This window comes from Paenarthrobacter sp. AB444 (assembly GCF_028736865.1).
GTDB lineage: Bacteria > Actinomycetota > Actinomycetes > Actinomycetales > Micrococcaceae > Arthrobacter > Arthrobacter nicotinovorans_B.
The window spans coordinates 17,389-28,223 of the sequence record NZ_JAQZBY010000023.1 but is presented as its reverse complement, the minus strand read 5'-3'; the positions used below and the strand labels follow the sequence as shown (position 1 = coordinate 28,223).

Annotated in this window: 12 protein-coding genes; 2 read left to right on the top strand and 10 right to left on the bottom strand. The window is 63.2% G+C overall.

Annotated elements, in window-relative coordinates; translation table 11 throughout:
* Nucleotides 1-204 precede the first annotated feature (204 nt).
* From PQ627_RS19720 to PQ627_RS19690, 7 genes are all read right to left on the bottom strand, one after another.
* A complete protein-coding gene (locus PQ627_RS19720; protein ID WP_144661881.1) occupies nucleotides 205-627 on the bottom strand; it encodes a DUF3151 domain-containing protein in 423 nt (140 codons plus the stop codon).
* A complete protein-coding gene (gene fbaA / locus PQ627_RS19715; RefSeq protein ID WP_144661880.1) occupies nucleotides 627-1,646 on the bottom strand; it encodes a class II fructose-bisphosphate aldolase in 1,020 nt (339 codons plus the stop codon). Before fbaA ends, PQ627_RS19720 begins: the two co-directional genes overlap by 1 nt.
* Nucleotides 1,647-1,843: 197 nt before the next feature.
* Complete coding sequence (locus tag PQ627_RS19710; RefSeq protein WP_274263006.1) at nucleotides 1,844-2,704, bottom strand: hypothetical protein; 861 nt, start codon at nucleotides 2,702-2,704, stop codon at nucleotides 1,844-1,846.
* A 223-nt stretch (nucleotides 2,705-2,927) separates the two neighbouring features.
* Nucleotides 2,928-3,623 carry a TrmH family RNA methyltransferase gene (locus PQ627_RS19705; protein WP_186313623.1) on the bottom strand — a complete coding sequence of 232 codons (696 nt, stop codon included), beginning with the start codon at nucleotides 3,621-3,623 and terminating at the stop codon, nucleotides 2,928-2,930.
* A gap of 42 nt (nucleotides 3,624-3,665) precedes the next feature.
* A complete protein-coding gene (locus PQ627_RS19700; protein WP_274263005.1) occupies nucleotides 3,666-4,877 on the bottom strand; it encodes a hypothetical protein in 1,212 nt (403 codons plus the stop codon).
* A 270-nt stretch (nucleotides 4,878-5,147) separates the two neighbouring features.
* On the bottom strand, nucleotides 5,148-5,708 hold the full coding sequence (locus PQ627_RS19695; RefSeq protein WP_274263004.1) for a PIN domain-containing protein: 561 nt from the start codon (nucleotides 5,706-5,708) through the stop codon (nucleotides 5,148-5,150).
* 47 nt (nucleotides 5,709-5,755) lie between these two features.
* Nucleotides 5,756-6,199, bottom strand: coding sequence for a helix-turn-helix domain-containing protein (locus tag PQ627_RS19690; protein ID WP_260842464.1), 444 nt, complete (start codon nucleotides 6,197-6,199; stop codon nucleotides 5,756-5,758).
* A gap of 205 nt (nucleotides 6,200-6,404) precedes the next feature.
* Here PQ627_RS19690 and PQ627_RS19685 point away from each other — a divergent pair, with 205 nt between their 5' ends.
* On the top strand, nucleotides 6,405-7,235 hold the full coding sequence (locus PQ627_RS19685; protein ID WP_186313622.1) for an HAD-IIA family hydrolase: 831 nt from the start codon (nucleotides 6,405-6,407) through the stop codon (nucleotides 7,233-7,235).
* Between the two features lie 11 nt (nucleotides 7,236-7,246).
* The gene (locus PQ627_RS19680; protein ID WP_274263003.1) at nucleotides 7,247-7,963 is read left to right on the top strand and encodes a tyrosine-protein phosphatase; all 717 of its coding nucleotides are present in this window, start codon (nucleotides 7,247-7,249) and stop codon (nucleotides 7,961-7,963) included.
* A 34-nt stretch (nucleotides 7,964-7,997) separates the two neighbouring features.
* Here PQ627_RS19680 and PQ627_RS19675 read toward each other — a convergent pair whose 3' ends face one another.
* Genes PQ627_RS19675 through PQ627_RS19665 form a run of 3 tightly spaced genes read right to left on the bottom strand, consistent with a single transcriptional unit; the run spans nucleotide 7,998 to nucleotide 10,745 of the window.
* Nucleotides 7,998-9,122, bottom strand: coding sequence for a thioesterase domain-containing protein (locus PQ627_RS19675; protein WP_144661875.1), 1,125 nt, complete (start codon nucleotides 9,120-9,122; stop codon nucleotides 7,998-8,000).
* A gap of 27 nt (nucleotides 9,123-9,149) precedes the next feature.
* A complete protein-coding gene (gene pyrE / locus PQ627_RS19670; RefSeq protein ID WP_144661874.1) occupies nucleotides 9,150-9,722 on the bottom strand; it encodes an orotate phosphoribosyltransferase in 573 nt (190 codons plus the stop codon).
* Nucleotides 9,723-9,761: 39 nt separating this feature from the next.
* The gene (locus tag PQ627_RS19665; RefSeq protein ID WP_274263007.1) at nucleotides 9,762-10,745 is read right to left on the bottom strand and encodes a LacI family DNA-binding transcriptional regulator; all 984 of its coding nucleotides are present in this window, start codon (nucleotides 10,743-10,745) and stop codon (nucleotides 9,762-9,764) included.
* Nucleotides 10,746-10,835 lie beyond the last annotated feature (90 nt).

Genomic DNA, 10,835 nt, shown 5'->3' with positions numbered 1-10,835 from the left:
GAGAAACGACGGGCCGAAGGTCGCACCGACAAAGAAATCCGCCGCTGCATCAACGCTACACGGCCCGCCGTATCTACCGCACACTCAACGCCACAGCAACAGCAACCCAAACCCCTTGACAGACATAGAAGAGTCTAGGGGACGGTTAACGACGACGGCGACCCTCGCCTTTTCGGTGAGGGCCGCCGTCGTTTGTTCTTGTCTTTAGCGCGCCTCGATGGCTGCCTTGGCCTTGGGATCCGAGTCGTTCAGGAACTTCTCGATCCGCTCCGGTTCGTCAGCTTCGCCGATCGCCGATGCGGCCCGGCCCAGTGCGTAGAGCGCCCGCAGGAAGCCCTGGTTGGGCTCGTGCTCCCACGGGATGGGCCCGACGCCGCGCCAGCCATTGCGTCGCAGGTTGTCCAGGCCCCGGTGGTAGCCAACGCGGGCGTAAGCGTAGGACTCGATGGTCCGACCCTCGGCCCAGGCTTCCTCGGCGAGGATGGCCCACAGCAGTGACGACGTGGGGTTTTGGGCCACGAGGTCCAGCGCTTCCTTGCCAAGGGCCAGGTGCTGGTAGATCTCGTTCTCGGCGGGCAGGAGCGTGGGCTCCGGCCCCATCAGGTTCTTCCGGAATTCGTCGGACATTAGAACGTCTTGCCAGCGGATCCGAGCTGCTGTGCTGCCTCGACGATGCGTGCGGCCATGCCGGCTTCAGCCGAAGCACCCCAGACGCGGGGGTCGTAGGTCTTCTTGTTGCCCAGGCCGCCGTCGACCTTCAGGACGCCGTCGTAGTTGGAGAACATGTGGCCGGCAACCGGGCGGGTGAACGCGTACTGGGTGTCGGTGTCGATGTTCATCTTGATGACGCCGTAGGAAACCGCGTCGGCGATTTCCTGTTCGGTGGAACCGGAACCGCCGTGGAAGACGAGGTCGAAGGGGTTGTCCTTACCGATCTTGGCGCCGACCTCAGCCTGGATCTGCTTGAGCAGTTCCGGCTTGAGCTTGACGTTGCCCGGCTTGTAGACGCCGTGGACGTTGCCGAAGGTGAGGGCGGTGAGGTAGCGGCCGTTTTCGCCGGCACCCAGGGCCTCGATGGTCGCCAGTGCGTCTGCGGTGGTGGTGTAGAGCTTCTCGTTGATCTCGTTCTCGACGCCATCCTCTTCACCGCCGACGGTGCCGATTTCGACCTCAAGGATGATCTTGGCAGCAGCCGCGCGCTGCAGCAGTTCGCGCCCGATGCGCAGGTTGTCTTCCAGGGTCTCGTGCGAGCCGTCCCACATGTGCGAGTTGAAGATCGGGTCCTTGCCGGCCTTCACGGCTTCCTCGGAAGCGGCCAGCAGCGGGAGGACGAAGCCTTCCAGCTTGTCCTGCGGGCAGTGGTCCGTGTGCAGGGCGATGTTGACGTTGTAGTTCTTGGCAACTTCGCGGGCGAACGCGGCGAAGCCGAGGGAACCGGCCACCATGTCCTTGACCGAAGCGCCCGACCAGTAGGCTGCGCCACCGGTGGAAACCTGGATGATGCCATCGGATTCGGCCTCGGCGAAACCGCGGATCGCAGCGTTCAGAGTCTGCGACGACGTCACGTTGACCGCGGGGAAAGCGAATCCGCCAGCCTTTGCGCGGTCGATCATCTCGGAGTAAATCTCTGGGGTTGCAATGGGCATGGTGACTCCTATGCTGAATTCGTCTGTGGGTTGGTAACCCTGGAGTAGACCGCTTACGGCTAGCACCCATCCTAGCGATATCCGCCGGAACGCCGTGTTTCCGGTCACTGGGGGCCTTAACACTTCCGCCGAGTTGGCATTTAATGACAATCCGGCCCCTTGGGATTGTCATTAAATGCCGACTCGGCGTCCCGAGGTCACCCGGGCTTCCAGCCGCGGCTTTGTAGCGCGCGGCGGACTTTATGTACGACGGCGGGCCGCTCACCTTCAAGGTCGAGCTTGGAGATCCGGACTTCCAGCCAGCCATAGGCGAGGGATTTCTCTTGGCGCTCGATATCCCTTAGATGCTGGTCCCCGCCGCCGTGGTGTTGGCCGTCGTATTGGAGCGAGATCCGGTACTCGAGGTAGGCGGCGTCCGGCCATAGCACTGCTTGGCCAAAGGGATTCCGGACCGCGTAGTTGAGTACGGGTTCGGGAAGATTCGCGTTGACCAAGGCCAAGCGCATATGTGTTTCGGGAGCGGAATCAGCGCCCACGCGGATGAGTTTCAGTGCTGCCCGCGCCGTCCTGATTCCACGCATTCCCGGATGGCGGCCCACGGTCTCAGTCAGCTCCTCGATGCTGCAGAGCGCTTCCTTGGGAACAGGGAACTCCGGACCGTGGGAGCACACAAGGTGGTCGCCGGCAGCCACCAACTCCTCCACACTCAGCAGCGAAGCCAAGTCCAACCACGTCCGCGCGGGCGAGGTGAGCCTGACGCCGTCGTACTCCACGGTCTCGTCCGGAAGCAGCGTCAGGAGGTGGCCCGCCACGTTCACGCGCCGCGGGAAACTGAATCCGGCGCGCCGGGCCAGATGGATGCGCCAATCCCCGTTCCGGTTGCCGGGCAGGGGAATACCCCAGATCCTTGCTGCCGAAAGCGAGACCAGAATGGAGGAATCATCCAGGTCCGTGTACGCCCGCAGCGCAGCTGCCCCGGATGCAACAGACGCGGCCGGCATCCGGATCCCGCGGGAAACCAGCACCAAGTCCTTGGCGAGGGTTCGTGACCGGGTCACACCGGCTTTGTCCGACGCGCGCACAGAAAACGAGCCCGTTGTGAGGTGCTCCGGTAGCTCTTTCCTGCGCATCCCCCATTCTGGCCCTTCCGGGAAGAGTCGCGCGTGGTTATCCACAGGTTGCCCGGCAGCCGCTCCGCGAGTTGGCATTTAATGACAGTCCGGAGCTCTGGGACTGTCATTAAATGCCAACTGGGCGGGCGGCCGGGCAGCGGGGCGGGATCTACACGGGCTGCTGGAACACGTGCCGGCGCACCCACGCGTGCATGGCAATGGCCGCAGCCGACGCCGCGTTCATGGACCGGGTGGAGCCGAACTGCTCAATGGACAGCGTTGCGACGGCGGCATCGTGCACTTCGGGCGTCAGGCCGGGGCCCTCTTGGCCGAACACGAGCACGCACTTTTCGGGGAGATCGTACGTCTCCAGCGGCACGGAATCCGGGAAGATGTCGATGCCGATCACAGCCAGCCCTTCCCCCTCCGCCCACTGGACGAAATCCTCAACCGTTGGGTGGTGGCGGACGTGCTGGTAGCGGTCGGTGACCATCGCCCCGCGCCGGTTCCATCGCCGTCGTCCGATGATGTGGACCTCCTTGGCGAGGAAGGCGTTCGCGGTGCGGACAACCGTGCCGATATTGAGGTCGTGCTGCCAGTTCTCGATGGCGATGTGGAATTCGTGCCGCTTGGAGTCCAGGTCGGCGACGATCGCCTCGTGCTTCCAGTACCGGTACTTGTCCACCACATTGCGCCGGTCACCATCCCTCAACAGGTCCGGGTCCCAGTGCCCGCCTTCCGGCCACTCGCCTTCCCAAGGCCCGACGCCGACCTCCGCTTTCGCCTCGGCCTCGCCTTCCGCTGTGGTCCCGACGGGGGTTTCGGCAGGGGTGGGCAGGGCTGTGTTGTGGGGAAGGTCAGTCACCCCTCAACTTTAGCCCTGCCCAACAGGCCCCAAAGCTGGGACCTAGCCCATCTTCCACTTGTTGATGCGGTACGAGTTGCCCAGCTGCTCGAAGAGCCCCGGGTGAGCATCCCAATATTCCTTGTGCCCACTGACGCCGAGCATCTGCGGGGTTCCCCAGGGAGTCACCGAGAACAGGTTCACGGCCTGGATGGCTTCGCCGCGGGCGTTGGTGCAGGTGAAGCCAATGACCACGGCCTCCCCCCGACGGAACTCACGGATCTCCGGCATGGTGGTCTTGAAGTCTGACGCGCACTTGTGGCCCACCAGGTTCTGCGGCAGTTCAGTGGCCGTCATGCCCTTGTAGCGGGCCTCGATGTCCGCCAGCGCCTTCCTGATTTCGGCCGGGTCCTTGCCGAACTTGCCTTCCTCCGACTCAGCGAAGAACGCGTAGGCGAGCGCGATGCCGTCTCCGTCGGTCTCCACTGTGCCCTGGGCACGCTTCTGGATTTCTTCACCGGTACTCGGGTCCTTGGTGATGCCGAACGACTCGTCGTGGGTCCACTCGGCCAAGTACTGGAAGGACGATTCACCCGTGACCCACTTGCTGAACAAGGGGTCGCCGTCGGCCGGGACGTTGCTCGGGCCGGCGAGCTCTTCCCATGTTGCCGGCAGCGGGATGACCCCGGCGGGCAGTTCCGTGGGCGGCACGTCGTCAGGGGAGGGCTCCCCCTCAGCAGTCGGTTCGGCAGCGGCGTCGGACGCCTTATCCGAGGACGTCACCGACGGCGATTCCACCGCTGTTGGCTTGGTCATCGACGGAATCAACCACGTGAACGCCACCACCAGCGCAATAATCACGACGACGGCGACTCCACCCAGGATGAAGAAGAGGGACTTTTTGTTGTGGTCGCCCGGGTTGTGGCCGGGTCCGGTGGGCTGGCCGGGGTAGCCCGGCCCGGCGGGGTAGCCGGGGTAGCCGGGCTGGCCCTGATCCGCTTGGGGATAGCGGTGGACGGTCTCAGCGTACTGGCCGTCGGGGTTGTTGACAGGCTGGCCCTGCTGCACGGGAAAGGCCTGGGTCGGGTTGTGCTGGGCCGGAAAAGCCTGGGTCGGCGCGTCCTGCGGCTGGCCCTGCTCAGCTTCCGGCTGGTACATGGCCTGCGTCTGCCCCGGCTGGTATTGCCGGTACTGGCCCTTGCCTGTGTCATAGCGCGGCTGGGGTACCCCGTCCGGATTGTAGGGAGGCTGGGGTGTGCCGTTGTTGTTGCTCATAGCAAGGCCCTTTCACATGCTGTGGGCACCGGAGCATCCTTGCGGACAACACCGGTGGTCTATCCGGAACGAGGGACCTGCTGAAGCGGAACGATTTCAAAACACGCCGTGTCGATCCCCCGACCCACGGCGTTTGCCCGGCCCGCGCAGCCACAAGCGTAGTTCAGGTCACCGAGGTCAGCACAAGTCATAAGCGCGATCCCGCATGGGCAGAACTACCCACCGATCACGGTCCCTTCTTCTCGCGAGCACAACTACGTCGGACTACAACTACCGTGCAGCGATTTCTTTGAGGAACCCCAAAACAACATCCGCGAATTCCAAGCACCCGGCGTCGCGCAGTGCATCCGGAAGCTGCTTTCCACTTCTCCTCGACCAGTAAAGTGCCTGCGTTTCAACAACACGTTTGACCACATCCGGTGCTGAACGTCCCACTTCAAGAAAGAAATCATCACAGGTGTAGACCTCGTAATGGGAGTCATCCGATTCGAACCCGGTGTCATCAGTCAGGAGCACATGGGCTCTGCAAGCTTCAGCCGCATGGTGAACGTGCCAGTCTCCCTCGTCAGCGATCCCCTCGACGGGACCGCCCGGAAACGCCGTTACTACTTCATCAACGCACTCTTGGATTTTTTTCATCAAGCCTGCGAGTAAATCGCCGGACGTGTTGGGATACTCATCGCGAAGCCGTGCACCCGCCTCTGCAATGACATCCCAAGTGGTGTGCAACTGGAACATTCCGCCGTTGGATTCGATACGTAAAAGAAAAAGCCAGTCGCGGAGGGTTCTGCTAAAAAGCACGTTTGCATCGACAAAAACACGTTGGGCCATGGCACTAGTTTGCGCTATGTCCCAACGTGAATGCTTATCCTGTGGACTTAGTCCAGATCGTCGATTTGGTCCTCAAGTTCCCGCAGCTTAGCAAATGCTGCGCGACGGGATTCTTCCCTCTTCGCCTTGAATGCCAGAACCGCATCCCTCTTGAACCGGGTATGGGTACGAACTTTGAATGATTCGATTTCTCCGTCCCTCGCGAGCTTCAGCAGCGTTGGACGAGAGACGCCTAAGACTTCAGCGGCGGTGTTGCTTGTGAGTTCATCAGGAAGAGTCCCCACGGTGACACTCCCGTTCATAGCGAGAGCGTGGAAAGCCTTGTCAATGATCGCGGACAGTTCAGGGGGAAGCTGGCGAGTGGTGCCGTCAGTCATGACGGCTGCGAAACCTGCCAGCCCCGCAGGAGTCGATTCGACCTCGCGGCGAACGGTCGTAAGTTCTTCGTCCGTCACGAGAACATCGGTCCGAGTAAGCATGATCGCTGTCACCGGCTTCTCCTCATCTTTGCTAGCCTTCCTCCACGATACTCTCTTTCATTTATAAGTGAAAGCCGACTAGGGCAGCTGGCGGTACCGCTTCGGACCTGCTGTTTTCAGGCTCCCCGTGCTTGCCTGTTAGAAACCAGGATGTCCCCACGCCCGAATAATGAAAGACTGGGTGACAGTGCATGAACAACCCCAGCCGGAGGTAAATATGGCAGAAGAATCCACGCCCCAGACGTCCACATCGGTTTACCGCAACGGCCACGAGATCGAATGCTGGCTCACGGACATGGACGGTGTCCTGGTGCATGAAAACCAGGCGATCCCCGGCGCAGCGGAGCTCATCCAGCGCTGGGTGGATACATCCAAGCGCTTCCTGGTGCTGACCAACAACTCCATCTTCACTCCCCGGGACCTCGCTGCCCGTCTGCGGGCGTCCGGGCTGGAAGTCCCGGAGGAGAACATCTGGACCTCGGCGCTGGCCACGGCCCAGTTCCTCAAGGACCAGGTCCAGTCATCGGATTCGGGAAACCGCGCCTACACCATTGGCGAAGCCGGCCTCACCACCGCCCTCCACGAGGCCGGGTTCATCCTCACGGATACCGAACCCGATTTCGTGGTCCTCGGCGAGACCCGCACCTACTCCTTCGAAGCGATCACCATGGCCGTCCGGCACATCCTGGCCGGCGCCCGCTTCATCGCCACCAACCCGGACGCCACCGGCCCCTCCAAGGACGGCCCCATGCCCGCGACCGGCGCCATCGCAGCCATGATCACCAAGGCCACCGGCCGCGAACCGTACGTTGTGGGAAAGCCCAACCCCATGATGTTCCGCTCGGCCATGAACAGGATCGACGCCCACTCCGAGACCACGGCCATGATCGGCGACCGCATGGACACGGACATCATTGCGGGCATGGAAGCAGGCCTGCACACGGTCCTGGTGCTCAGCGGCATTACGCAGCGCGAAGAGATCGTTTCCTTCCCGTTCCGGCCGAACCAGATCCTCAACTCCGTGGCCGACCTCAAGAGCCAGATCTAAGAAGGACAACCATGGCTGTGCTCAATCTGCGTCCCCTCGCCGGGGGACGGATCCTCAGGGGGAGCCAGCCGTTCGGCTTGGATGCCGCTGCGACGTCAGCTTTCCTGTCGGAGCACGGCATTCAGGCCATCGTTGACCTGCGCAGCGATCTGGAACGGTCTCTCGTTCCGTGGCTGGTCCCGGACGACGTGAATCACGACGGCGGACGCGCGCCTTCCGCGGCAGTCGCGCCCGCCGTCGAACTCATCAACAACCCGCTGGACCCAAACGCCATTGCCGGGTCGCTCCAGGCGGTGGAAACTGCCGAGGACCTGGGCGAGCTGTACTTGGCGTGGATCCGGCTTCGGCCCGCCTGGGTGGCTGATGCCCTGAGGCCTGTGGCGCGCGGCAAACGAACGTTGGTGCACTGCTCATTGGGCAAGGACAGGACCGGCGTGGTGTCCGCTATCGCGCTCTTGGCGGCGGGTGGCACCGAAGAAGCAGTGGTGGCTGACTACGCGGCAACCACCACGAACCTGCCGGACGTCCTGAGAATCATGGCCGAAACATGGCGCCTTAGCGTCCCCTCGACGCCAGCGGAGTATTTCAGCCCGGACCTGATGATCCTGCAGAGCCCTGAAGCCGCAATGAGGCATTTCCTGGCTGGATTTGCGAAGGAATTCGGGGACGTCGGCGGGTTCCTGCACGAGGCGGGCCTGACCGGCGTCGAAATTGACGCGCTGCGATGAGCTCAAGCTGTGGTGACCTTCACGCGTGCTGCCGCTAGGCAGGCCTGATCACCTTGCCGTTGGGCTCACGGTAGGCGGGCTCCTCCGGCTCGGGCGGCAGGGGCAGGAGCTCATTTTGGACCTGTTCCAGCAACGGCCGGTATACACCACCGTTCCACTGGGGGCTGGCGTGCGCGGGCCGGGCGCCCTCTGTGCTGAGCGTAGGCATCACCATGTTGGCGCCGAAAACCTTGCTCCAGCCTGCGCGCGCTGATTCGTAGTCCACGGTGCCGTCCTGGGCGTTGCCCATGAACGCCATCTTGGCCCCGCCGATCTTGCCCGCGAACCGCAAACCATCAAAGTGGTAGATATACGCCGACTCCGTCTGGATCAGGACGCTGGACGGAGCAATGGGGGACAGCTGCTCCATGGTTTGATCCAGGATTTGCCGCCAGGTGCGCTCGTCTTTGTGGACCACGCGCTCCCCCAGCTCATAGCCTCCGCGCAGCACCGACGGAATGCGGAACCCATTCTCGTAAAGGAACACGACGCCGTCGAACCAGCTTTGGTCCAGGACGTCCGCACGGCTGAATGGACTCGAATCCAGGACTATCACCTGCGTCTCCACACCGTGCAGTTCCAGCAAGCGTGCGGCAACCTGGGTAGCGAGCATGCCGCCGAAACTGTGCCCGTAAAAGTACAGCTTTTCCAGTCCCAGCTCGCGGACATGCAGGATGATTTCGCGGACCACCTCGTCCACGTCGAGGCCCAGGTTTGAATACCCGACGGCGGCAAGGCGGGCACGCTGGTGGAGGGCAGGACGCAGCGAGTTGAGGATCCACTGGGCCTCTTCCCAGCTGGTCTTGTAGCCGGGAAACAGGATCCAACTTGCTTTGGGGAAGTACAGGTCCGAGTACGGGTCGGGGACACGCAGTATTTTGGTGGCCCGGCGCTCCGCTTGCACACGGCGCGTAAAGAGCATGTCTCCGGCAAGCGCCGCCGAGATGCCGGCGTAAGTGAGGAAGTTGCGGCGCGAAGTCTTTTTGAGCCGGGCAGCGTAAGGCAGGATCCTGGCCCATGAGGCCGGATCCTGTTCCTTGTCCGGTTCCGGAAGGACGGGTGCCGGAGGGGTTTCGTTCACCTCCGGCGGCGCCGTGAGCTTCCCTACTTGAACGTCCACGCAGCAAGCATAGGCCTCAACCCGGGGCTAGTTGAGGCCGAGTTCGTCCTTGCCGAAAGCGAAGAGGTACGGAACGCCGGTTTCGGCTTCGATCTTCTCTTTCGCGCCGGTGTCGCGGTCCACGATCACGGCGACGGCCACCACGTTGCCGCCCGCCTTCCGGACACCTTCGACGGCGGTCAGTGCCGACCCGCCGGTGGTGGAGGTGTCTTCGAGGACCACAACATTGCGTCCTTCAACCGAGGGGCCTTCCACCTGGCGGCCCATGCCGTAGGACTTCTGGGCCTTGCGGACAACGAAGGCATCCACGGCACGGCCGGCGTCGGCCGCAGCGTGCATCACAGCGGTACCGACGGGGTCGGCACCCATGGTGAGTCCGCCCGCGCACTCAACCTGGACACCGGCGTCGTCGATCATTGCCAACATGACCTGGCCCACCAGCTTGGAGGCCTCGTGGTGCAAGGTGATGCGGCGGAGATCGATGTAGTAGTCGGCTTCCTTGCCGCTGGAGAGGATCACCTTGCCGCGGACCACCGCCAGCTCTTTGATGAGTTCAAGAAGGCGGGCACGGGCAGCTGAGGTGTCAGGCGAGGAAGTCATGGCTCCTAGTTTAGTGTGCCGGGATTGGTGCGCAGGAGTTCAGTGTGACGGCGCCGCCGTGGTGGCCCGGATGACCAGGCGCGGATCCACGATCTGGTCCTGGGATCCGGCCTCTCCTTCCAGTTGATGCAGCATCTCCTCCATGCATTTGCGCCCGAGTTCTTCAAAGTCCTGTTTGATGGTTGTCAGCGGCGGCATGAAGAACCCGGCTTCCGGCTGGTCGTCGTATCCCACCACGCTGATGTCGCCGGGCACCTGGCGTCCGGCTTCCTGGACCGCGCGGAGAACCCCGACGGCCATCTGGTCGTTCGCCACGAAGACGGCAGTCACGGCGTCGTGCTGGAGAAGCTCCTGACCGGCCCGGTAACCGGACGCGGCATCCCAGGCGCCCTGCAGCAGAACGTCCGCGTCAAGTCCCGCCGTCGCCAGTGCCTCGCGCCAGCCTTCGATGCGTTCCGCGGCGTCGATCCAGTGCGTTGGGCCGGAGATATGCGCGATGCTGCGATGTCCCAGTCCTATCAGGTGCTCCACGGCCAGCCGCGCGCCCAATCGCTGGTTGAGGGATGCCCCCTTCAACGGGTTGCCCGCACCGGCACCCACCGCCACGATGGGCATTTGAACTGAGACGTCGCGCAAAGCTGCGAGGACATCTGGATGCGGGACCAGGATGACAATGCCATCCACTGATTGGCCGCTGAAATGCGCCATGGCGTCGTTGATGCTTTCGCTGGTCACTTCGCGCAGGCTTGCGATGCTGACGAAATATCCGGCTTCCCTGCCCGCCTGCTCAACCCCAAGGAGTGTGTTGGCCGGCCCGAACTGCCCTGTTTCGCAGGCCAGGACACCTATGGTTCGGGATCGCCGCGTCACCAGGCTTCGGGCAGCCGTGTTCCGGCGATAGCCGAGCCGGGCTATCGCGGCCTCCACCCGCTCCCTGGTGTTGTTGCTGACGTTCGGGTGGTTGTTCAGGACCCGCGAAACCGTTTGGTGCGAGACGCCGGCCATCTTGGCGACATCCCCCATGACCGGGGGCCGGGGAGCAGAATCGGGCGCGGCCCCGGGCAGTACCCGGGGCCGCGCTGGAAGCGACTGATCGCCGCGTGGCATCGGACG

What these genes read in the sequence shown, in the direction of transcription:
- fbaA (WP_144661880.1), bottom strand. Translation starts at nt 1,646, where the DNA reads ATGCCCATTGCAACCCCAGAGATTTACTCCGAGATGATCGACCGCGCA.
- PQ627_RS19720 (WP_144661881.1), bottom strand. Translation starts at nt 627, where the DNA reads ATGTCCGACGAATTCCGGAAGAACCTGATGGGGCCGGAGCCCACGCTC.
- PQ627_RS19680 (WP_274263003.1), top strand. Translation starts at nt 7,247, where the DNA reads ATGGCTGTGCTCAATCTGCGTCCCCTCGCCGGGGGACGGATCCTCAGG.
- PQ627_RS19700 (WP_274263005.1), bottom strand. Translation starts at nt 4,877, where the DNA reads ATGAGCAACAACAACGGCACACCCCAGCCTCCCTACAATCCGGACGGG.
- pyrE (WP_144661874.1), bottom strand. Translation starts at nt 9,722, where the DNA reads ATGACTTCCTCGCCTGACACCTCAGCTGCCCGTGCCCGCCTTCTTGAA.
- PQ627_RS19685 (WP_186313622.1), top strand. Translation starts at nt 6,405, where the DNA reads ATGGCAGAAGAATCCACGCCCCAGACGTCCACATCGGTTTACCGCAAC.
- PQ627_RS19665 (WP_274263007.1), bottom strand. Translation starts at nt 10,745, where the DNA reads ATGGGGGATGTCGCCAAGATGGCCGGCGTCTCGCACCAAACGGTTTCG.
- PQ627_RS19695 (WP_274263004.1), bottom strand. Translation starts at nt 5,708, where the DNA reads ATGGCCCAACGTGTTTTTGTCGATGCAAACGTGCTTTTTAGCAGAACC.